The sequence below is a fragment of the Gilliamella mensalis genome (genome assembly GCF_900103085.1).
Classification (GTDB): domain Bacteria; phylum Pseudomonadota; class Gammaproteobacteria; order Enterobacterales; family Orbaceae; genus Gilliamella; species Gilliamella mensalis.
In genome coordinates this window covers 120,805-144,195 of sequence record NZ_FMWR01000012.1, presented here as the reverse complement: position 1 = coordinate 144,195, position 23,391 = coordinate 120,805, and the positions used below count along the sequence as shown (strand labels likewise).

Genomic DNA, 23,391 nt, shown 5'->3' with positions numbered 1-23,391 from the left:
ATTGCCTATCTAACGTGTTGGACGCAATATTGTGATGAGCCATATCTGTTTTATACTTGAATTTACGTGCTGCTTTACTCCGTAATCCCAATTGTTGCAAAACACGGCTAATTGTCCTTTCTGAAACTTGATAGCCCGCTTCTCTTGCATCATGAAGCAGGCTTGGTGCACCCAAACGGGCTTTATGTTGCCAATACTGCTTTTGGATATACTCGCTGAGTTTGGTTGATTTGTTTGCTCTTTTTAACCAAGCATAATAACCCGATGAACTGACACCAAGTAACGAGCATATTCTGGTAACGGGATAGCAGGTTAAATGCTTTTTCATATAAGCGTACTTCACCGACTTGGATTGTTGATGAAGTTCACATGCGCCTTTTTTAGTATATCATTGACCATTTTCAGTTCTTTAATCTCTTTTTCTAACGCCATAATCCGCTGTTGCTCAGCCGTTAACTCTCGACGGCTGATTTTATTCGGGGAAAGTTGCCTAATCCATTTATCTAGGGTTGATTTACCCACACCTAGATGGTTAGCAAGTTCGCTGATAGAAAGGTGTGCATGAGATAACGCATAATCCACCGATTGTTGTTTGAATTCGATACTAAATTTTTTGACCATGATATTTGTCTCTTATGATTTTTGTTTATATCATAGAGGAGACTTTTGTCCATATTATGAGATAAATCATAGCATGGTAATTTCTTCTTCAATAAACCACTGTTTGTGTATCATGTTATCCTTGAGTTTTTGTGGCGAATCTGTATACGCAACTAGTGCTAGACTTTCCTTTGCTCGTGTAGATGTTACATAAAATAAGCGCCGAGTTCTTTGCAAATCTGTTTCTTTACCTTCTTGTTGATTTTTAATATCTGTATCACTTTCAGGCACAACACCAAAAAGTTTTTCATATGAAGCACTTAATCCACCACGTCCTCTTTTTGTATAATCATTCATTACGACCATAACTCTATCAAACTCAAGACCTTTGACTCCATGATGTGTTGCGTAAGAAGTTTCGCCATTGATATATTTTGTGTAGTTCACTAACTGTTGATAGGGAACTTCCAAAAATTGTAACCAAACAGTTTCTTTTTCTTGTGCTTCTGCTTGTTGTGTTTGTATTTCTACTCTGTTTTGATGCATTTGCAATGCTTCAACGAGTTTAGGTGGTAGCGAGAAAATTTTTTCTTTATCAAGGAGCGTTAAAATATCTAGAAAATTGAAATTACTATCAGAGGAAAATAAATCTGCTATCTTCTGAACAGATTTTTTTATGTTTGAGAGCATTTGAATTGTAACATTTTCAGCCGGTGTTAACGGACTTTCGATTCCTTTTAAAATAACTGATGAATTTCTAATTAACTCCATGACTTTGAAATTATCATTTTGTGAAAATGCTTCTATTAGTGGAGTGATTAATTTTGAAAAGAAAGATAATTCTGAAATAGAACCTTCAAGTATTGATGATTTATATTGCTCATCAGCACAAAAAATGTCGTATAGTTCTATAAAGTCTTGTTGAATCGCAGCCATCCGATGTTCCAAATAGAGTTTTTTGACTTCATCGCTTCTCTTCCATAGCGAATCCTTTGTTATTTCAGCCATTTTATTAGCAATCTCATCTTCTAATGAATTATTAGCAGTATGCTTTAAAATAAACAAATGAACATGACCTCCCTGTTTATCATCCCTTGGATACTGTTCTATTTTATCGCTTTCGCATCGAATATTATTAGCTAAATCGATGATTCTCTTCTGGCTTCGATGATTCATATTTTTTTGTGGTGTTGCCCAGTGATTTTTTATACATGAAGGTAAATCTTGCTTCCCTTGCTGGTAAATCCTTTGCATATCATCACCTATGAGCCCTAATAAAAAATGAGATTGGTAGTTATTCTCAACTTCTAATAAAGCTTCTATAAGTTCTTTATGAGTATCTTGGCTTTCATCAATAAATAAAAAAGGATATTTTTGAACAAATATAGACCGAAATATTGGTTTATTTTTAAAAAAATGAGTAATAAGACTAATTACTTCTGCATGGTTCAAAGAGTCTTTTCCAAATTGAGTATTTGAGTTAGGGTTATAGGTAAACTCATAAATAGCATCAAGCTCAGCTAACCTGTTTTCTGCTTTTTCTCGGCTATGAACATTATTTTTATATGTTTGTGTACATTTCTTTCTAGCATTATTGATCTTTTCATTCAATTCTTGAATTTTAATTGTTAAATTATCTTTTAAAAATGCTCGAATGTCTTCATTGAAACCTTGTATAACAGTCCAACAAAAACCATGAATAGTCGCTATATGAAAAATAGGATCTTCGTTAGTTCTATGTGTAATTTCATCACAGGCAGCATTGGTGTATGTAATAACACCGACATATTTCCCTTCCGATAAAAAAATATTTTTATAGTTATCTTTTATATAGTTTAGCGCATTAACTAGAGAGCGAGTTTTACCTGAACCAGCACCTGCAAATAAAAAGAAACTTCTAGGTGCGTCTAGTTTTAGACAAAGCTCTATTTCTTTTTCTACTCCATCATCAAGATTATTACTCATTTACTTATTCCTGAAATTTAGACTCTTTATTTTTAAGCTTGTTTTCTAACCAACTTAGTCCTAATTTTATATATTCAGGTGGAGAAAGCGTACAGTTTGTATCACAAATAAAAAGCAGTTCTAAAGCCAGCGCTGCTTTTGTGATTTTCCCTTTTCCTTTAACTAATTTATCATCAGGATTTAATCTGGTATAAAAGGCTTTCATTAATGTAGTAAGATCATCACTTTCATTATAATCTTCAATAACTTTTTTTAATTGGCTTTTTTTCTCTGGTGTTAACAACTTGATTTTTTGTGCTAATTTAGAAATAAACTCTAAATTATTAATAAGAAGTGCATCCTCAAAGGTCCTTGGAATCGTTTTTCCAATAACTTTTGGGTTTGGATCTCCTTTAACATCTACTTCTTGTTGAAAGGCAAAATATACTTCCGCAGAGGTTGATGATAATGTTTTAGTTCGTTCTTTTTCGGTTAATTTAACTAATATGTCAATTGTTTTTTTCTCTTCTTGGTTATCAAATAGCCAAGTATTGATTACTGGATTTGAAGATATTTGTTCTTTTCCTTTTTGTGGTAGCTGTTTTTTATTATTTTGATCAGCGGAATCTAAATCTGTAATAATTAATGTATTAATACCAAGGATTTCAATAAGTGGACGAAAAATATGGACATAATCGCCTTCAATTTCAATATAGGAAATATAACGACGATACAATTCATTAAAGTGATCTTTAATGAATTGTGGGATTAATAGTTTTTCAGCCTTTCCCTCCAGTATTATCAGAGCATCGGCAAAAAATATATCGCAGTGATGAAGCTTTAAATAACGTGCAGCAAAGCGTCTACTAACATCTTGAGAATCAAAATAATTGGAAAGATTTTTAACTTGAGTAAGTGGTATTTTGTTATCTTTAGAAGTAAATCGATCAAAATAACGTAAGCAGGCAAAGTCTACCTCATAAACAATGTGTGAGGAGTGTGTAGTTACAAGCATCTGGGAACATAAAGCCTTATCTAGATTTCTATAACGTTCTTTTATTACTTTATCTTCAATATTTTTATAACGTGTCAGTAAATTGTATGAATTATTAATAAATACTTGTTGTGCTTGTACATGTAAATGTGCTTCTGGCTCCTCAATAATAACAAAATGTAAACGTTCTATGCGTTCTTCTTTTTCTTTTGATTTTCCAATTCTTAACCATTCATCACGATGCTTGATAAGTCTAACTGTCATTGCAATAATATTTTGGTATCCAAGCCCTAGATAATTTTCAGGAAGCGATTGGTCATCGACTTTGTAGTTTAGAACAGACGAATGATTAATATAACTACTTAGTATTCCTATCTTAGTTTTAATCTCAATATCTGGGTCTGCAATATTTGGATAACCTAGAGTTTTTATCTCCTCAAACAAAGGTTCTAAATGTACCTCTAACATTTGGTTAAAGCGCTCTTGTGATTGTTGTGTTGCTCTAATTGTCTCTAAATCTTTATTTGTTGGTGATTTTTCTGGATTTATGATTGTATCGTAATATCGTCTAATTTGGGCTGCTGGTTTTTCTATATCATTTGCTTTGTCAGACTCATCCGAAACTTCACGTTGGGCTGGAATAAAATCAAATTTAACTAAATCATGTATATTAAACCCTTGAACGATGAAATCAGATTTTTTTCTAACTTGTTTACTTCCTTTATCTATATCTAACAGATATGTATTTATTATAAAAAATGAATTTAGTTTGTTTGATAAAAAGTCAACTAAATTAGATGGCCAAAGAGTGACTTCTTTATCCTGCACAGCTATAGCTTTCAGCCTTTCTTTAACAAATGTTTTTCTTAGTTCTTCAATAGAATTTGCTTCATAACATAAACGGACACCTAATACACCAGCTTGCCAATCTAAAGTAGGAATAATTTTAATAACATGATGAAGTTCATCACTTGGAACATCAATGAGTATATCTAAAGCTGGAAAATATTTGATAAACTCTTGGTAACTCTTCTGCATATCTTCATCTGATATATCCTTTTTGTCATATTCTAACCATAGATCACCAATTCGATTTATTTCTTTATGATTAATTAATGTGATGTCATTCATTTTTATTTGTTTTCTACCATCTTTGGATAAAAAACATTTTAATGCGTGGGATGCAGAGGTTTTTCCGCTATTATTAGATCCAACAAAAATAGTTTTTTCATCTGCAATATCTATTGTCACATTGAGTAAACGTCTAAAGTTGGTTATGTTAAATCTTGTTATTCTCATTATTTCAATCTCTTACATTCCTATTTAATTGATAGAATATAATTGTATTTATGATTAGTAAAGATGAATTATTGAACTTATGGTTTTAATTTGTAACTTTGAACTAACCCCAAAAATTGAATAGAACTCTTTTTGTCCAAGCTTAATTTAATTCTTCTATGATTATAATAATATGTAAGAAAACACCGAGTTGTTTACTCTTCATGATTAAAACAATCCTCTAAAAACTCATAAGGCATTTTCCTCGAAATCGCTTTATGCGGTTTAACGGTATTATAAAAATTAATAAAGCGTTTAAGCTTTTGTTTTCTATCTTTTGAGTCGCTAAATATTTGCTGATTGTAACTACCCCCTAAAATAGTACAGCAAAAAAGTAGAAAATTCTCTATGATAAAAGTAAAGGGGATTTAATTATGAAAAAAATGACTGAACATCAAATCGTCGCTATTTTAAAAGAAGCTGAAGCGGGTATTCCTGTCAAGGAGCTCTGTCGTAAATATGGCATGGGTAATTCAACTTTCTATAAATGGCGGGAAAAATACGGCGGAATGGAAACTTCGGACATCAAACGCTTAAAGGAGCTGGAGGCCGAAAACCGTAAGCTTAAACAGATGTTTGCCGAACTGAGCTTAAAATCCCAGCTTCAGGAAGAAATTATAAAAAAGCTTTAGTGCCCACAAAGGCACGTAAAACGTGGGCACAGCAANNACAGCAACTACAACAAAATCATTCAGTTACTATTGCTATGAGTTGTGCCATTGTTGGCTTAAGCCGTTGTGCTTACTATTATCAACCTAAGTTACTGGATGATTCGGTGATTATTTCGGTGTTGAATGCTATCACAGACCGGCATTTACGCTGGGGCTTTCCTAAATGCTTTAATCGTATCAGAAAGCTCGGCTATAAATGGAATCATAAACGGGTGTATCGGGTGTATTGTGAATTAAAGCTTAATCTCAGGGTAAAGCGTAAACAGCGCCTTCCTCCACGAAACCCAGAAAGGCTATCAGCACCCAATAAACAAGGTGAATGCTGGTCAATGGATTTGATGAGTGACAGTAGTGGTAATCAACGTCGCTTTAGGACATTCAATGTCATCGATGACTTTAATCGTGAGGCGCTAGGCATTGATATTGCAGTAAGCTTACCGGCAGGGAGAATTACCCGTTATTTAGATAAACTGGGCTAAATCTCATGATATAGCCATTGATTATATCCAGCCCGGTAGCCCTTATCAAAATGGCTATATTGAACGATTTAATCGTACCTATCGTACTGAAGTACTCGATTTATATCTTTTTAACAACTTAGCACAAGCAAGGAGAATAACCGAAGAATGGTTAACGATTTATAATACCGAAAGACCGCATGAGGCATTAAATAATATGACACCGATTGAGTATAAAACACTAAAACAAGCAGCATGATTTTCTACGTGAGTTGTGTACTAAGTTTGGGATATTTACAGTTTGAATATCCGCAAAAGTATAGATCGTATTTGGCATCTCAATTGGGTTATTTATGTTTGATGTATCAACAATTGCATTTGGATAAAGCGTGCTATTTATACCTTGTGGTATATAGCCAATATTTGCCAAATTTATACCTAATGCCCCTTCAAAACTCATTACCTTAGTGGCGCCATCATCAAACGTTAAATACGGGGCTGTTCCTTGAATGACATTTGAAGTTTGCACCGATAATGCCTGTAAACTCAAAGAACACGGTAATAACAAAAATGGTGCAAAAAACAACGAGGGCTTTGATAAGTCCGTTAAGTTCAATAATAAAAGTGAGGAAAGATTTTGCTTTTGACTACTGTAATAATTAAAAAGATTTAGAATATATGACTGCTTTTTTCTATGGTAAAACATAATATTCCACCTATCGCATAAGATTTTGTTTAATTTATATTTTTATAGCCATTTACTCGTTTAATGATCTGAATTTATATAAAACGTGCGAATTATAGACCGCTTAATTTTAGTTCGCTATTCCTTTTCAATTTAAATTTTGTAAGGCTTTGTTAAGATTTTGATTGAAGATATCTTTGGGATATTTATGGTTAAAATAGTCCTCTAAAACACACTTTTTTCGGCGTTTTTAATAACCACGTGGTATAGACTTCTGAATATGTTTTGCAAAACATAATTTTAAAAATGAACTACTGTGTAAATTGTTCATTTTTACATATGTTATTTAATGTATTATCAGGTTGTTAAGTGTTATAAATGAAGTATGGCAGATAGATGCTTGATATGGACATTAGGCATTATTTTTGTTTTTTATCTAAAGTGGTAATGATAAAAAATTTAACATAAAAATAACAAAAAGCTATCTTAGTTTCTGATACAATGATACAAATTTATAATAATTTAGTAATGTCGTAATAGTTTAAAATATAAGGTTTTTTTAATGATCATATCAGACGCTAATAGTGCAGTGTCATCCGTTGCTTATCGTACAAACGAAGTCATTGCTATTTATCCAATTACTCCAAGCTCAACAATGGCCGAGCAAGCAGGAACATGGGCTGAATTTAACAAGCCAAACGTATTTGGTGATACGCCAAGAGTAATTGAAATGCAGTCCGAAGCGGGTGCTATTGCAACTGTTCATGGTGCATTAATGACAGGTGGGCTAGCCACTTCGTTTACTTCGTCACAAGGTTTGCTCTTAATGATCCCATCACTGTATAAAATAGCGGGTGAACTGACTCCTTTTGTTTTGCATGTTGCCGCGCGTACCGTTGCTACGCACGCGCTTTCAATTTTTGGTGATCATTCTGATGTGATGGCAATTAGACAAACTGGTTTTGCTATGCTTTGTTCAAGTTCCGTGCAAGAAGCACAAGATTTTGCGCTGATTTCACAAATAGCAACCTTAAATAGCCGAGTTCCTTTTGTTCACTTTTTTGATGGATTTAGAACGTCACATGAAGTTAATAAAATCTATCCACTTAGTGATGATCAAATCCATAATTTATTACCACACAAAGCCATTAAAGCCTATCGTTCACGTGCTTTAACACCTGATAAACCAGTGACACGCGGTACATCAGCTAATCCAGATACTTACTTTCAATGTCGTGAAGCAATAAATACCTATTATGATAATGTCTATCAACATGTTGTTGATGCTATGAACGCTTTTGCAATAGAAACTGGCAGAAAATATCAACCTTTTGAATATTATGGTGCAAGTGATGCTGAGCATATTATTGTGATTATGGGATCGGGTGCAAGCACTACTAAAGAAGTGGTAGATGTATTACTTAAACAAAATGAAAAAGTCGGCGTTGTAACAGTTAGATTATTTCGCCCTTTTTCTGCCAATCATTTGCTAGAGGTTATTCCAAGTACAGTGAATAAAATTGCTGTTCTTGATAGAACTAAAGAGCCAGGCGCTCAAGCCGAGCCACTTTATTTAGATATTATGACTGCATTTGCTGAAAGCTTATCACGTGGTGAACGCAATAGCATGCCAATCATTGTCGGTGGGCGTTATGGATTATCGTCTAAAGAGTTTGATCCTCGTTGTGTGCTTGCCATTTTTACTGAATTAGGACTAGATAAACCTAAACCACGATTTACCGTTGGTATTTATGATGATATAACAGGACTTTCTTTACCGTTGCCTGAACAATCTATTCCACAAAAATCAGCTCTTGAAGCCCTATTTTATGGACTCGGTAGTGATGGCACCGTATCGGCAACCAAAAATAATATTAAAATTATTGGTGATAGTTCGCCTTTTTATGTACAAGGATATTTTGTTTATGACTCTAAAAAAGCAGGTGGTTTAACCACTTCTCACTTAAGAGTTAGCTTAGATCCCATTGATTCCCCTTATTTAATTACCAGCGCCCACTTTATTGGATGCCACCAAGATCAATTTATCGATAAATATCAAATTGTAGATAAATTAAAAGACGATGGTATCTTTTTGCTTAGCACACCTTATAGCAAAGATGAAATTTGGCACCGCCTTCCTAAAGAAGTGCAAGTGCAATTAATTCAAAAACGAGCACATTTTTATATCATTAATGCAGCAAAAATTGCTCGTGAATGTAATTTAGGGGCAAGAATTAATACTGTTATGCAAGCGGCGTTTTTTCACCTAGCTGGAATTTTTAAAAATGATTTTAATATTACTCAATTAAAAGAGGTAATTGCAAAAAGTTATAGCAGTAAAGGGCAAAATTTAGTTGAAAATAACTGGAAAGCGCTTGATTTAGCTATCGCTTCACTTGAGCAAATTCCACTTAGCTGTGTTGACCAAAGCAGTGCAACGATGCCACCAGTTGTGCCAGCTAATGCACCTAATTTTGTTAAAACAGTCACTGCGGCTATGTTAGCTGGTTTGGGTGATAGCTTGCCAGTATCAGCATTTCCACCCGATGGTACATGGCCAATAGGCACAACCAAATGGGAAAAACGTAACATTGCTGAACAGATCCCTATTTGGCAGCCTGAACTGTGTACGCAGTGTAATCACTGTGCAGTTGCTTGTCCTCATGCAGCTATTCGTGCAAAAGTTGTTGAGCCCGATGATATGGCAAATGCACCAGATTCATTAAGCTCGCTTGAAGTCAAAGCCCGTGATATGAAAGGTCAACGCTATGTGTTACAAGTTGCGCCCGAAGATTGTACTGGCTGTAACTTATGTGTCGAAGTTTGTCCAGCCCGCGATCGTAATAATTTTGCAATTAAAGCAATTAACATGCAATCACGTATTGATAATCTTGATACTCAGCGCACCAATTTTGACTACTTTACCGCATTGCCTGATCGCGATATTAATACACTTGAACGTATTGATGTGCGTACATCGCAATTACTTACACCTTTATTTGAATATTCAGGTGCTTGTGCTGGTTGTGGTGAAACACCATACATTAAATTGTTAACGCAACTTTATGGCGACCATTTAGCCATTGCTAATGCCACAGGATGTTCATCAATTTATGGTGGTAACTTGCCATCATCACCTTACACCACTGATCGCGATGGTCGTGGACCGGCTTGGGCAAATTCGCTATTTGAAGATAATGCTGAATTTGCTTTAGGGTATCGCATTACTTATGATCAACATAAAAAACGTGCATTGCGTTTACTTGATTATGTTGCAGGTGACATTTCACCCGAGATTGTAATAGCATTAAAATCATCTGAGACATCTATCGCTGAAAAACGTCAACAAGTCGAATTATTACGTGAACAACTTACGCACCAAGACTCAGTTCAAGCGCAAGAGTTGATCGAAGATGCAAATTACTTGGTTGATAAATCAGTTTGGGCCATTGGTGGTGATGGTTGGGCTTACGATATTGGATTTGGTGGACTCGATCATGTCATGAGCTTAACCGATAACGTAAATATATTAGTGTTAGACACTCAGTGTTATTCTAATACTGGAGGTCAACAATCAAAGGCCACCCCAATGGGGGCGGTATCAAAGTTTGCTGATTTAGGTAAACACAAGGCTCGTAAAGATCTTGGTGTGAGTGTAATAATGTATGGGCATGTGTATGTGGCACAAATTGCGTTAGGTTCGCAACTGAATCAAACACTCAAAGCCTTACAAGAAGCTGAGGCATATGATGGACCATCGCTCATTATTGCTTATAGCCCTTGTGAAGAACATGGCTATGATCTTGCTAAATCACATGAGCAAATGAAGGATTTAGTTAAATCAGGATTCTGGCCTTTGTATCGTTACGATCCACGCCGTATGGTAGAAGGCAAGCCAGCTTTGGTATTAGATTCAAAAGCGCCAAACAGTGAATCATTGACTGCTATCTTATTAAAAGAACAACGTTTTCGTCGTTTAGAAACACTTGAACCTGTGATTGCTAATACCTTGCATGAGCGTTCAACCAAAATGGTAGATTCTAAATATAAGTTTTTGCAGATGCTGGCAACTTATTCAGATATCGAAACACCAGCAGATAGTTAACAGTAATTACCCACAATAATTTACACAACCGTCCAAAGGACTGTTATTTATAACAGTCCTTTTTATACACTTTTTTTGAGCAATAAAGCACCACAATTGTGCATGTGTAAGTCAACATAACCCAAAATAAGACCTAATATCATCGCTCTTTTGTATTCAAGACAGTACAAACCAATCACCCAGATAATCTTTAAAAACTTGGTATTATTTTTGCTTAATCAATAATTGACCACATAAAGCTTAATTAAATGGGAGATGAACTATGATGTCTAATTTAAATATCAGTAGAAGAAAATTAATCACATTTTCAAGTGCAGCAATAGCAGGACTATCTATTAATCAATTATTATCTAAAGCTCATGCAATGGAAGTGCAAAATTCAGTTTCATTCTCTCTACCCATGCTTGATAACGTGGTAACTCCAGATGTTAACAATCCTGTAAGACTCAATTTTAACGAAAATGCACTTGGCATGTCACCAAGTGCCAAACAAGCAGCTATTGATGCCATACCTAAAGCCAATAGATACGCAAAAGCCGAGATGCCACTTTTAAATAAAGTACTAGCTAAACATCACCAAGTCGACGAAAGTCAAATCTTATTAACTGCCGGCTCGTCAGAAGGGATTCGCAGTACTATATCCGCTTTTGTAAAACCTGATACACAACTCGTTATACCAGAACTAACTTATGGAGATGGTGAACATTTTGCAAAAATTTTTAATTTAAAAATAACCAAAGTTCCATGTTTAACTGATTGGAAAATTGATATAACAGGCTTAAAAAAAGCGGTTGAAGATTATCGAGGATTTTCGATTGTTTATCTCGTTAATCCCAACAATCCAACTTCTACAGTGTTTGGCATGAATGAGATCGAATCATGGATAAAAAGCAAACCTGGCAATACAATCTTTATTCTCGACGAAGCTTATGCCGAATTTGTTAACGACCCGACTTTTGAATCAGCCGATAAATTCATCACACAAGGATATGAAAACATTGTATTACTTAAAACATTTTCTAAAATTCATGCAATGGCAGGTTTACGTGTAGGCTACGTTGTAAGTACTGATGAAAACATTAAAAATATAGCGCAGTATGTAGCAGGTGAAAAACTCAACTATTGTGGTGTTTGTGCCGCACTGACGTCAATGAAAGATACTCAATATTTGTCTTATTCCAAAAAAGTAGTTGATGTATCGCGCGAAATCATGGAAAAAGTATTGTCAGAATTGGGAATACATTATCTTAAATCAGAGACTAATTTTATGTTTCATCAAGTGCCTATCAAATTAAATGATTATCGTGAATTAATGAAACATAAATTTATATTAGTAGGTCGAGATTTTCCCCCTGCTACCAATTGGTGCCGTATATCTCTAGGCACACCGGGCGAAATGCTTTATGTCGCAAATGTAATGCGTGAATTAAGAGATAAAGCGATGATCTAATTTAAAATAAATAAAAATTAAAATTCTCTAAATCGATTATATTTAGAGAGTTTTAATTAATATTTTTAAATATCCTGATATTAGCTATCGATTAAGCGACGTGTCATCCAGTAGTGTTTCTTCCAATAACTTTCATACAAACTTGAATATATGACGCCTTTTGAAGTTGAAGCATGTAAAAATTTACCATTAGCATAATAGATACCAACATGTAAACCACTACGACTACGACCAGTTTTAAAGAACACTAAATCGCCCGCTTTAGGCGTGTTTACCTTCACACCTAATTTAGCTTGTTCAGCAGCACTTCTCGGTAAAGTTTTTGAAAGTTTATTTTTGAAAAAGTTCATCACCAAAGCAGAACAATCACTACCAGCCAAAGTGGTACCACCGTAACGATACGGCGTGTTTTGCCACTTTTTATAGTGAGATTCTATTTTAGCTAATATAGTTGGATTAGGTTGAGTATTCTTCACAGAAACTTGACCTTGGCTAGTACTACAACCAAATAACATAAAGATAGAAAAGATCAATGTGGTTATTAAAAAACGCTTCTGTGCGCTAATGCAGTTGCTGAGCAACGTTCCTAATAGTCGATTGTCTTTTTTTGTCATTTCTCTTTGTTCCTTTATTTAACGTCGACCAATGCGAATAACGTCTTGCGACTTTTAAACTTTTCGGTAATACACCTTTTTCCCACTCATTTTTATCTAATTTAGATAACCTAACTGGGCTCATGTCCGCATGGCTACGATGATTTAAACTTTCTTTAAGGCGGATTAATCGCAAAGAAAGAAAACAAATAATCACATCATCAACACTTAATTTACTATATCCAGAAAGCTGATAGCGCATTCTAGAACCATAATGTTTTGCAGTTTGCATTAAACTACCCACTGCTGCGCCAATTAACGCAGCAGAGCCTAGCGAAATTCCGCCGGTTGCTAAGTCAATACTTGCACCTATCGTTGCGCCAGACACAAAGCCTTTAGTCAAATGAATACCCACCGTTTTTAATGCATCCACATTAAAAAGGTCAGAATTATAACGACCTTTGATTAAAGGCAAACTTTCTTCGCTCTCTTGAGTCGAATCAAATTGGTACAATTTTAATAGTTCGTTGATCGCTGTTTGTTCTCTCTTTCTAACCTTGTTTTGCATATCAGCAATTGCCTGATTATCGTCTAATTTAGCCATTTCATAAAAAGCAGTAACATCAACAAGCGTTTCAGCAATAATTCGATTAGCGGTTTGATTAAGAGAATCACGAATCTGTGCAATTTTATCCAGCCAATTATCTAATATTTTTTTAGCGGGCTCAACTAGCAAAGCAAGGCTATGATATAAGCGTTCCTCTCCATCCAAGGGGGGAAAGATAGCGTCGAAGCGGATGATAGCATGGATCCCAACACGTGAAAGCAAATTTTTCCATTCTTTTTCATTTTGATCGCTATTAGCGATAAAATTTAAAACCGCCAATATGGGTTTATTGCTATTGGACAAAATAGCCAATTCATCATGATACTTAGCCAATACTGGCTCACGCACATCTATCACATAGATAGACGCATCGCTACTTAATAGTTGTCTGATGACTTTAGCCTCTTGATTAAACACATTTTCAGCTTCTGGACTTTGTAAAAAAAGAGTTAATCTATCAATGCCGTCGAGTTTTGCGTTAGTAGGAACAAGATGGGTAATGTAATCATAAAGTGCTAAACTATCTTCTAACCCTGGAGTATCATAAAAGATAATCGATTCATTACGTTCAAGTGGTAATGTTATTGATTCAACATGTCTTGTGGTACCCGGGCGATCAGAAACATGACCAAAATGACTGTTACGAATCAAAGTACGTAATAGTGATGTCTTGCCAACATTAGCATGACCTACCACTGCTAATTTTAACGTTGATAACATATTAAAGATCCTCGTGTAGCCAATTAGGTTCAGCTAACTTTAAAGATAGCGATTGCCAATTATGGTATTGTTTACCTTGATTAATAAACCAGATTCGACTTTGCTGTGATTTATTAATCAGCTGGTTCATAAAATTCAATACCCCTCTATCAGGAGATCTATCGGTATCAATTGCAATTAACAGTTTTTTGGCTGGCATTAATTGCAAATAATCTAAAATGTTACTGCGCTGCTCACGAGTATTTAAAAAACCTAAAAAAGAAACAGATTCAGGATGATGCCAACTTTCTTGAACATCTATGGCAACCAAAAAAGCCCCCTCGCCGTCTTGAGTTGAGTGCGCTGGTAAATGCCATTGGAGGTCAATCTTACCTAATTTATCTGCATCTTCAATATTAACAAACAATGGCTGCAATTGATTTGCTAATATTTGATAATCGGGATGAGTGATATTTAACTTAATTTGCCTGCAACTTATCAACCAATTAATACCACAAAATACCATACATAAAAATCGTACCACTAATCCATAAACAATAAATACACCAAGCAACCAAACTGCCCATGATGAACGCACTTCGCCAGCGCTTAAGGCATGTTCGCTTAGTTTTATTACTTCATCCTTAGGGATTTCAAAACCAAGTAGTGATGGTAAGTAGCCTAGATAGTGGGTTAAAGCGATAACAGTATCAGAACTAAGCAACGTAGTTTGCCATTCAAAGCTATAATGCTTGGTTGAAAATAGCACAACTAACACAAATAACGAGCTACTTAAAATTACAGTCCAAAACAGATTAAGTACAAAACCAATAAGCCAACGAATGCGCGAACCAAACAGCTCAACAAAAGCTGGTATAAGTTGTTGTACAGTCTTTTTTTGAGAGAGCTTTTTTGCTAACCATAACCAACAATGAATCAATAAGCTTCCGCCAAAATCAGCAAAGAAAAAAAACGAACCAAACCAAATAGATAAGGTAATTAGATGCACACCTAATAAACTAAAAAGAGCCCAATACAAATTGATAGGATTTTGACTTAACGCCCCCAATGCTAAAGAGCTACCTAAAAACATAGAGACTAACAATAATAATACAAAAGAAAGTTTTACAGATCGCAACAATATTTTTTGCGCTAAATAGAGTCCATTTTGTTTTGACAACATGATGGCACGCATCACAATTCGATCTGAGTTCGATATTTGTTCTGCTTTTACTTGTCGATTTATGTCTTGATCGGCAAACCGTCCTGATTCGGTTTCAATTAGATGGATAGTTTCGGTCAGCCAGAGTGATTTTAGCTTTTGACGCATTAGACTTAATTTTCACTATTATTATAAATTATAAAAAGAAACGCGACATAAGTCGCGTTAAAAAGTCACATTAATTACTGTGTTATTTCACCAATTTTACTTAATAACATTTGAATTCGCTGTTGCCATGCTTGCTGATCTTGTTTTAGTTTTTCGTTTTCATCACGTAGCACTTTCATTTCATCAGAACTATCATTAATCAGTTGTTCAAGCTCTTGATTACCTTTTTTTAGTGTTGCGATCTCTTGTTGTAATGTATTGATAGTATTTACAGTATGTTGGATTCGGCTTTCTAATTGATTTAATATTTCTAATGACATATTTTTCCTCAGGCTTAATTTATTTGATGTATAATAGATACTATTATAACCAATTCATTCTGAAATCAACACCTTTTTAAATCTAAGTTGGAGAAAATTATGCGAAAACCTCTCGTTATGGGTAACTGGAAACTAAATGGTAGTCTCGATATGGCTAAAAATTTAGTTACAGGACTAAAAAATGAGCTATCAAACAACACTGCATGTGATATTGCAATTGCCCCACCTGTCGTCTATCTTGATTTTGTAAAACATCAATTAGGTGAATCTAATATTATTTTAGGTGCACAAGATGTGGGTGTTAACTTGTCGGGCGCTTTTACTGGTGAAGTGTCAATAAACATGTTAAAAGAAGTCGGCGTGACTCATATTATCATTGGACATTCTGAACGTCGTACTTATCACAAAGAATCGGATGAATTTATTGCTAAAAAATTTGGCGTAATTAAAGAAGCGGGTTTAGTGCCTGTATTATGTATTGGTGAAACCGAAGCAGAAAACGAAGCAGGTCAAACGCAAGCAGTTTGCGCACGCCAAATTGATGCAGTCATTAAAGCGCTTGGCGTTCAAGCATTTAACCATGCGGTTATTGCTTATGAGCCTGTTTGGGCAATTGGAACTGGCAAATCTGCAACCCCAGCACAAGCACAAGCTGTTCACAAATTTATTCGTGATCATATTGCTAAACAAGATGAAAAAGTAGCGCAACAAGTGATCATTCAATATGGTGGTTCTGTTAATGATAAAAATGCAGCCGAACTATTTACTCAACCAGACATTGATGGCGCATTAGTTGGTGGTGCGTCATTAAAAGCTGATGCTTTCGCTGCAATTGTTAAAGCGGCTGAGCAAGCTAAAAAATAACTCCAAATGTAGCAAATGACAAATAATAAAAAAGACGCTTATTAGCGTCTTTTTTATTTTACTAATTAATATCATTTTTTAGCTTTTGACTGATAGCGTGATGGCCAAATTTGCTCAACAGGAACTTGCAAATAGTTAGAGATAATTCGCTCATACTTAGGACAATGTCGATATAATGCGTTTCTTAAAGTATCAGCCTGCAATCCGCTGTCTCTTGAAAGTGCTCTTAAATTTCCACCTCTAATTTTAATTTCGCCAACAACTCTAGATGCTGTCCAGTCTTGATCTTGCTCTCTCATTATGAGATCCTCTATTAGTTAAAATTTTGCTATTGTAAAGATTATCGGTATTACAATGTTCAAAACATAAGAAATCACCTAGCAAAGAATAGCATATAAAAAAACGAATTAAAACAATAAAGCAAAAAAAAACACATGAAACGGAATGAAAAATGACAAAAAACAAAGTAAAAAAACAAGATGACAGTGAAAAAACACGAATTCTAACAAATACTGGAGTAATTAATTTTAGAAATAGATTAAATCTAGTATTAGAAGGTATATCGGGTAATGCCTTCGCTAAAAAAGTTGGCATGTCAGAAGCAGTGATCCGAGATTACTTATCGGGGAAAACCTATCCAGCACTAAATAGACTCGCCATTATTGCTCAAAAATGTGATGTACCTATTGAGTGGTTAGTAACAGGAAAAGGAGAATGCCGTTTATTGCCCGAATCACAAGGGCGAGGTTCAGTACATATCCCATTTTACCATTTAAACGAAACGAGTAAATCATATTCGCAAATCCAATCAATCCCATTTGATATTACTTTAATAAAGCATCAAGGTTGCAACCATGAAGACTTAACTGCAGTATGGGCAAAAGGCGATAGCATGGAACCGACAATATCAAATCATGATATTCTTATTATCAATAAAGCACATTACAAACCGATTGACGGCTATTTATATGCAGTTGAATATGAAGATCAGATAAGTATAAAACGTATTCAAAATCAAGGGGCTAATCTGGCTTTACTCTGTGATAATCCGAAATACCCAGCCATTATTGGCGATAAATATGGTTCTCAAGACTTTAAAATTATCGGGCTTGTTGTTTATCTTTTAAAAGATCTTAATTAAGTTTATTTGAATCTTGAAATAATAACAGCTTGAAAGGCTTTGGCTAATAGGCTGTTTTAATCCTATGTAATTGCGTTTTTTTCCGTGAGAATCAATCTTTTAATAAATGTCAAAAAGTTTCAGGAAAACATGTGTTTTAGTATAAAATTTATGTAAAGCTAGTAAAAAAAACAAATCAATATGGCAATCGTTATTAGCATAACTTTATGCTTTTTTCCGCAGTTATGTTAAAATTAGCACTAAATTTTTGTTAATTTTACCTATTAATATAATCATTATTATGCCAAATATAAAAAATCAAAAAAAAGTCGTTGTCGGCATGTCTGGCGGCGTTGATTCTTCTGTCTCGGCTTATTTATTGCAACAACAAGGATATGATGTTGTTGGATTATTTATGAAAAATTGGGAAGAAGATGACACAGAAGAATACTGCTCAGCAGCCGTTGACTTGGCAGATGCACAAGCGGTTTGTAATAAATTAAACATCAAATTGCATACTGTTAATTTTGCTGCCGAATATTGGGACAATGTATTCGAACATTTTTTATCAGAATACCGAGCAGGTCGAACGCCAAACCCAGATATATTATGTAATAAAGAAATTAAATTTAAAGCATTTTTAGAATATGCAGCCGAAGATCTCGGTGCTGACTTTATTGCTACAGGACATTATGTTCGTAAATGCGAAACGGGCGATAAAGTTGAATTATTGCGCGGTATCGATAATAACAAAGATCAAAGTTACTTTCTTTACACCTTGAGCGAAGCACAAATAAGTCAAAGCTTATTTCCTGTTGGTGAGCTTGAAAAACCTGAAGTGCGTAAAATTGCACAACAGCTTGGCTTAGCCACCGCAGCTAAAAAAGACTCAACAGGTATCTGTTTTATTGGTGAACGCAAATTTAGTGACTTTTTAGCCCGATATTTACCCGCACAAGCAGGTAATATTCGCACGGTTGATGGTGAAATTATCGGCCAACATCAAGGTCTGATGTATCATACATTAGGGCAACGCAAAGGGCTAGGTATTGGCGGTTTAAAACAAGCCGATGACACACCATGGTACGTTGTTGACAAAGATCTCATCAATAACGAATTGATTGTAGCGCAAGGTCATAATCACCCTGCACTATTTTCCCAAGGATTAATTGCTCAGCAACTGCATTGGGTTGATCGTAAAGTGGTAACCAAACCATTTAGTTGTACCGTAAAAACACGCTATCGCCAACAAGATATAGCCTGCCATGTTACACCATTAGCCGATGACAAAATCAAAGTGATGTTTGATAATCCTGTTGCGGCTGTCACACCAGGTCAATCAGCAGTATTTTATAAAGACGAAGTGTGCCTTGGTGGTGGCATTATAGAAGAACGAATCTAAAGTAGTGAGGAATCCTAGAGTGAATAATAAATATCATAATATTGCTATTGCCCTTGCTGGTGCTACGCAAAGCGCAATATTAGTGCCACAACTTGCTAACACAGGTGTTTGTAGTCACATCCTTTATGAACAAACAATCAAAACTGTGTTTAAAACTTCACCAAAAACAACCGACGATGTTTATGATGGTATTGAAAATATCAAAACAGGATTACAAACGTTAATACAACTATTATCATCAGGGCAAAAAGAACAAACCCAAATTATTCGTTATCTATTTAGCTCACTTAGTATTACAAGCAAATTATTAAAAAATAATGACGCATTAGATAAGATAGACCAACGATTAAAACGCATTTCAGGGATTTATCAGGATATGAACGGCGAAACTGTTAGCGATCATATTGATGATCTGTCTTATTCATTAGCGGGAATTTATTCTGACATTATCAGTCCAGTATCAACTAAAATTAAAGTTATTGGCAAAGTCGAATTTTTACAAAACTCATTAGTACAAGCAAAAGTGAGAACAGCACTTTTAGGTTGTGTTCGATCCGCCATTTTATGGTATCAAGTTGGCGGAAATCGCTTTCAGTTTCTTTTTTGTCGCACACGTATTTGTAATGCCGCACAACAACTATTAGACCAAATTAATCAAGAAAACTAATTTGTACTTTACAACTGATATTTCAAAATAACAACGGAGTTAAACCGATGGAATTATCTGCACTCACAGCCCTTTCACCAATTGACGGGCGTTACAGTGACAAAACAACAGAGTTACGCACCATTTTTAGCGAATATGGTTTATTAAAATACCGCGTTCAAGTCGAGGTTTATTGGTTACAAAAATTAGCCTTGCAAGCAGATATTTTAGAGGTTCCACCCTTAAGTCAATCAGCTATTGATCACCTTAATAAAATTGTTGATCAATTTAGTGAAAAAGATGCAAATCGCATTAAAGAAATTGAAAAAACCACGAATCACGATGTCAAAGCGGTAGAATACTTTTTAAAAGAAAAAGTCAGCACCAACAAAGAATTACACGCTATTAATGAATTTATCCATTTTGCCTGCACATCTGAAGACATCAACAACTTATCTTATGCATTAATGCTAAAAACAGCGAAAGAAACGGTATTAGAACCATATTGGAACAAGCTGATTGATAAAATTACCTCGCAAGCTAAGGCCTATCGTAATTTACCATTACTGTCAAGAACGCATGGTCAACCCGCTACACCATCAACCATTGGTAAAGAATTTGCTAATGTCGCCTACCGCCTAAAACGTCAATTAAAACAACTACAATCAGTTGAGATACTAGGTAAAATTAATGGTGCAACTGGAAATTACAATGCACATATGGTGGCTTATCCACAAGTGGATTGGCATCAACTGAGTGAAGAATTTGTCAGTTCATTAGGTTTAAAATGGAATCCTTATACCACACAAATTGAACCTCATGACTATATTGCCGAATTTTTTGATTGTGTGGCGCGCTTTAACACCATTGTTATCGACTTTGATCGCGATATTTGGGGATATATTTCATTAAATCACTTTAAACAAAAAACTATTGCTGGAGAAATCGGCTCTTCAACCATGCCACACAAGGTTAACCCAATTGATTTTGAAAACTCAGAAGGTAACTTAGGGATAGCCAACGCAATCATGAACCATTTAGGTAGCAAATTGCCGATTTCTCGCTGGCAACGCGATTTAACCGATTCAACCGTATTGCGTAATTTGGGCGTAGGCATTGGTTATGCCATTATAGCTTATCAATCAACCCTAAAAGGCTTAAATAAACTTGAAGTTAATCACGATTACTTACTTGAAGAACTTGATCGAAACTGGGAAGTATTAGCAGAACCAATCCAAACAGTCATGCGCCGTTACGGCATTGAAAAGCCTTACGAAAAACTAAAAGAACTAACCCGAGGAAAACGTGTTGATGCCAAAGGCATGCAAGAATTTATTGACTCGTTAGATCTACCTGAAAGTGAAAAAACACGACTAAAACAATTAACACCGGCTAACTATATTGGTTATGCTGTTAGCTTTGTTGATAATTTAGAATAATGACTAACATTCAATTAGCCTGATACAAAACACGCTGTATCAGGCTAATTGACTATCAAGCGTTCAACTTAATCAAATCGGTGTATAAGTTACAAAGTTAATATAAATAACTTAAGCCAAAAAACAAAAATAGAGAATTCAATTGAACATTCGCATTGCAACACGTAAAAGCCCTCTAGCACTATGGCAAGCTAATTTTGTTAAGCAACAATTGCTAGCTGCTCACCCTCACTTGACAGTGGAATTGATTCCCATGGTTACTAAAGGCGATATATTGCTAGATAGTCCCCTATCAAAAATTGGAGGCAAAGGGCTGTTTGTTAAGCAGCTTGAACAAGCCATATTAAACAACCAAGCGGACATTGCCGTTCACTCCATAAAAGACATTCCTGTAGAGTTTCCAAAAGGATTAACGCTCGCTACAATATGCAAACGAGATGATGTACGTGATGCATTTATTTCAAATAAATATTCAAATCTAGATGAGTTACCAAATGGTGCGGTAATTGGTACATCAAGTTTACGACGTCAATGCCAGTTACGAGCAAAATACCCCCATTTGAAAATTAAAGATCTTCGAGGCAATGTTGGTACTCGCTTAGCTAAGCTTGATAATTATGAATATGATGCCATTATTTTAGCCTCAGTTGGTTTAAAACGTTTAGCATTAGAAGATAGAATCAAACAGTACATTGACACAAGCTTAATTTTACCGGCTGTCGGACAAGGCGCAATTGGCATCGAAACGCGAACAGATGATAAACAAATATTAGAAATTCTGTCAGTGCTTGATGATAAAAATAGTCGAGTTTGTATTCAGGCAGAACGAGCAATGAATAAAGCGTTACAAGGTGGATGCCAAGTACCCATTGCTTGTTATAGCCAGTTAAACAATGAGGTCTTATCATTACAAGGCCTTGTTGGACGCATTGACGGTTCAAAAATAGTCAAAATCGCATTAACAGGTGATATAACCGAGGCTGAAAAGCTAGGGCAAGAACTGGCAAAACGCTTATTAGAACAAGGTGCAAAAGCAATATTACAGGAATTGAATGGCGGATGATTTATGTAACTAGACCCTCTCCAGAGGGTGAAATACTTACCCAACTGTTTAACCAAGCAAATGTGCCTACACAACATTTGCCATTTTTTAATATTTCACAAGGTCATGATCTGCCCAATTTACAAGAACAGCTAAATCAACTTTTACCCAACGATATTGTTATCGTTGTTTCACCACAAGTTACACATGTAATAAAAAATTACCTTTCCAACCTAACGCTACCGGTTAATATCCGTTATTATGCGATAGGTAAAAAGTCAGCTCAATTATTCAGCCAATTTACCACAGCAAAAGTCAATTACCCTGATAAGGAAAACAGCGAAGGACTATTAGCAAAACTCCAACAAGAACCTGTTCAACATCACACTATTTTGATTTTATGCGGTAATTCAGGTCGACAATTATTAGCTCAAACACTAACAAATCGAAAAGCCAAGGTAAAATCAATAGCCTGTTACTGCCGTAAACCGATCTTCTATCCGCCGAATATATTATCCAGTCATATTGAAAAACAAATCATTATTATCACGAGCCTAGAGCACTTAATTCAGCTTGAATTATATAGCAATTTTGAGCACAAAATGCATGCTAATCTTGTTGTCATAAGTCAACGAATCTTTGCAAAAGCCAAACAACTAAACTGGCAAAAAATTTTACTCATAACTAGCGTAAATCATCAAACTATTTTTGATGCTGTAATGCTAAACTATGACATAACCTCATAATAATTTGAATAGATTAACAAGATGCTTGTCATATCAATATTATGGTGCATTTTTCCCCTATAACCAGATATATTTACTAACTATGCACGATAGAGAAAAATCTAATCCGATGTATTAAACACTGTTTCCCACAAATCAGAAACTGCGCAGACCAAAAACAAGCTTAATACTATTTAGACAAGGCGTGCTAGGCTGTTACAAGACATTACCTTTTTATATCAAACAGTTATAACCAGTAGCAACAAAGTGGAATAATTAACTTAAATTAATAAGCGTAGGCTATATGGAAGTACTTTATGATACTTACTTGCCAAAACAATGATTAAAATTTATTTAAA

At 35.0% G+C, this 23,391-nt stretch carries 20 protein-coding genes and 1 pseudogene; 10 read left to right on the top strand and 11 right to left on the bottom strand.

Annotated features, from left to right (window positions below; translation table 11 throughout):
- The 5 genes from BQ5209_RS07065 to BQ5209_RS11015 form a co-directional block, all read right to left on the bottom strand.
- The coding region (locus tag BQ5209_RS07065; RefSeq protein ID WP_143421869.1) for an IS3 family transposase at nucleotides 1-328 on the bottom strand (328 nt) is incomplete at its 3' end.
- A gap of 11 nt (nucleotides 329-339) precedes the next feature.
- The gene (locus BQ5209_RS07060; protein WP_085247835.1) at nucleotides 340-621 is read right to left on the bottom strand and encodes a transposase; all 282 of its coding nucleotides are present in this window, start codon (nucleotides 619-621) and stop codon (nucleotides 340-342) included.
- A 66-nt stretch (nucleotides 622-687) separates the two neighbouring features.
- Entirely contained in the window at nucleotides 688-2,565 is a 1,878-nt protein-coding gene (locus BQ5209_RS07055) for a UvrD-helicase domain-containing protein (protein ID WP_085247834.1), read from the bottom strand.
- Nucleotides 2,566-2,569: 4 nt separating this feature from the next.
- On the bottom strand, nucleotides 2,570-4,837 hold the full coding sequence (locus BQ5209_RS07050; protein ID WP_085247833.1) for an ATP-dependent nuclease: 2,268 nt from the start codon (nucleotides 4,835-4,837) through the stop codon (nucleotides 2,570-2,572).
- Nucleotides 4,838-5,031: 194 nt separating this feature from the next.
- Nucleotides 5,032-5,196 (bottom strand): integrase core domain-containing protein, encoded by a 165-nt coding sequence (locus tag BQ5209_RS11015; protein WP_370737832.1) that lies wholly within the window; start codon nucleotides 5,194-5,196, stop codon nucleotides 5,032-5,034.
- A 54-nt stretch (nucleotides 5,197-5,250) separates the two neighbouring features.
- Here BQ5209_RS11015 and BQ5209_RS07040 point away from each other — a divergent pair.
- A pseudogene (locus BQ5209_RS07040) lies at nucleotides 5,251-6,264 on the top strand (IS3 family transposase).
- Here BQ5209_RS07040 and BQ5209_RS10595 read toward each other — a convergent pair.
- Nucleotides 6,247-6,534 (bottom strand): hypothetical protein, encoded by a 288-nt coding sequence (locus tag BQ5209_RS10595; protein ID WP_143421868.1) that lies wholly within the window; start codon nucleotides 6,532-6,534, stop codon nucleotides 6,247-6,249. The pseudogene BQ5209_RS07040 and the gene BQ5209_RS10595 overlap by 18 nt on opposite strands.
- A 718-nt stretch (nucleotides 6,535-7,252) precedes the next feature.
- Here BQ5209_RS10595 and nifJ point away from each other — a divergent pair.
- Together nifJ and BQ5209_RS07025 are read left to right on the top strand one after the other, a co-directional pair.
- Nucleotides 7,253-10,795, top strand: a complete 3,543-nt coding sequence (gene nifJ / locus BQ5209_RS07030) for a pyruvate:ferredoxin (flavodoxin) oxidoreductase (protein ID WP_085247831.1) — start codon at nucleotides 7,253-7,255, stop codon at nucleotides 10,793-10,795.
- A gap of 262 nt (nucleotides 10,796-11,057) precedes the next feature.
- Nucleotides 11,058-12,245 (top strand): pyridoxal phosphate-dependent aminotransferase, encoded by a 1,188-nt coding sequence (locus BQ5209_RS07025; RefSeq protein ID WP_085247830.1) that lies wholly within the window; start codon nucleotides 11,058-11,060, stop codon nucleotides 12,243-12,245.
- Between the two features lie 80 nt (nucleotides 12,246-12,325).
- Here the strand turns inward: BQ5209_RS07025 and BQ5209_RS07020 are convergent, their stop codons facing one another.
- The 4 genes from BQ5209_RS07020 to zapB all read right to left on the bottom strand — a co-directional run bounded on the left by BQ5209_RS07020 (nucleotide 12,326) and on the right by zapB (nucleotide 15,794).
- The gene (locus tag BQ5209_RS07020; RefSeq protein ID WP_085247829.1) at nucleotides 12,326-12,859 is read right to left on the bottom strand and encodes a C40 family peptidase; all 534 of its coding nucleotides are present in this window, start codon (nucleotides 12,857-12,859) and stop codon (nucleotides 12,326-12,328) included.
- Nucleotides 12,807-14,165 carry a DUF3482 domain-containing protein gene (locus BQ5209_RS07015; protein WP_085247828.1) on the bottom strand — a complete coding sequence of 453 codons (1,359 nt, stop codon included), beginning with the start codon at nucleotides 14,163-14,165 and terminating at the stop codon, nucleotides 12,807-12,809. Before BQ5209_RS07015 ends, BQ5209_RS07020 begins: the two co-directional genes overlap by 53 nt.
- Before the next feature lies 1 nt (nucleotide 14,166).
- Nucleotides 14,167-15,474: a DUF2868 domain-containing protein gene (locus BQ5209_RS07010; RefSeq protein ID WP_085247827.1), complete on the bottom strand. Its 1,308-nt coding sequence runs from the start codon at nucleotides 15,472-15,474 to the stop codon at nucleotides 14,167-14,169.
- Between the two features lie 74 nt (nucleotides 15,475-15,548).
- Nucleotides 15,549-15,794 (bottom strand): cell division protein ZapB, encoded by a 246-nt coding sequence (gene zapB / locus BQ5209_RS07005; RefSeq protein WP_085247826.1) that lies wholly within the window; start codon nucleotides 15,792-15,794, stop codon nucleotides 15,549-15,551.
- A gap of 99 nt (nucleotides 15,795-15,893) precedes the next feature.
- Here zapB and tpiA point away from each other — a divergent pair, with 99 nt between their 5' ends.
- Nucleotides 15,894-16,658, top strand: a complete 765-nt coding sequence (gene tpiA, locus BQ5209_RS07000; protein WP_085247825.1) for a triose-phosphate isomerase — start codon at nucleotides 15,894-15,896, stop codon at nucleotides 16,656-16,658.
- A 71-nt stretch (nucleotides 16,659-16,729) separates the two neighbouring features.
- Here tpiA and BQ5209_RS06995 read toward each other — a convergent pair whose 3' ends face one another.
- Nucleotides 16,730-16,957, bottom strand: coding sequence for a helix-turn-helix domain-containing protein (locus BQ5209_RS06995; protein ID WP_085247824.1), 228 nt, complete (start codon nucleotides 16,955-16,957; stop codon nucleotides 16,730-16,732).
- A 152-nt stretch (nucleotides 16,958-17,109) separates the two neighbouring features.
- On the opposite strand from BQ5209_RS06995, the gene BQ5209_RS06990 reads away from it, so the two are divergent.
- From BQ5209_RS06990 to BQ5209_RS06965, 6 genes are all read left to right on the top strand, one after another.
- Nucleotides 17,110-17,799, top strand: coding sequence for a LexA family transcriptional regulator (locus BQ5209_RS06990; protein WP_085247823.1), 690 nt, complete (start codon nucleotides 17,110-17,112; stop codon nucleotides 17,797-17,799).
- 280 nt (nucleotides 17,800-18,079) lie between these two features.
- On the top strand, nucleotides 18,080-19,180 hold the full coding sequence (gene mnmA / locus BQ5209_RS06985) for a tRNA 2-thiouridine(34) synthase MnmA (protein WP_085247841.1): 1,101 nt from the start codon (nucleotides 18,080-18,082) through the stop codon (nucleotides 19,178-19,180).
- Nucleotides 19,181-19,199: 19 nt separating this feature from the next.
- Nucleotides 19,200-19,847 (top strand): high frequency lysogenization protein HflD, encoded by a 648-nt coding sequence (hflD, locus tag BQ5209_RS06980; protein ID WP_167370326.1) that lies wholly within the window; start codon nucleotides 19,200-19,202, stop codon nucleotides 19,845-19,847.
- Nucleotides 19,848-19,894: 47 nt separating this feature from the next.
- Nucleotides 19,895-21,265: an adenylosuccinate lyase gene (purB, locus tag BQ5209_RS06975; protein WP_085247821.1), complete on the top strand. Its 1,371-nt coding sequence runs from the start codon at nucleotides 19,895-19,897 to the stop codon at nucleotides 21,263-21,265.
- Between the two features lie 136 nt (nucleotides 21,266-21,401).
- The gene (gene hemC / locus BQ5209_RS06970) at nucleotides 21,402-22,328 is read left to right on the top strand and encodes a hydroxymethylbilane synthase (protein ID WP_085247820.1); all 927 of its coding nucleotides are present in this window, start codon (nucleotides 21,402-21,404) and stop codon (nucleotides 22,326-22,328) included.
- A complete protein-coding gene (locus BQ5209_RS06965; RefSeq protein ID WP_085247819.1) occupies nucleotides 22,325-23,053 on the top strand; it encodes a uroporphyrinogen-III synthase in 729 nt (242 codons plus the stop codon). The genes hemC and BQ5209_RS06965 overlap by 4 nt, the downstream gene beginning before the upstream one ends.
- Nucleotides 23,054-23,391 lie beyond the last annotated feature (338 nt).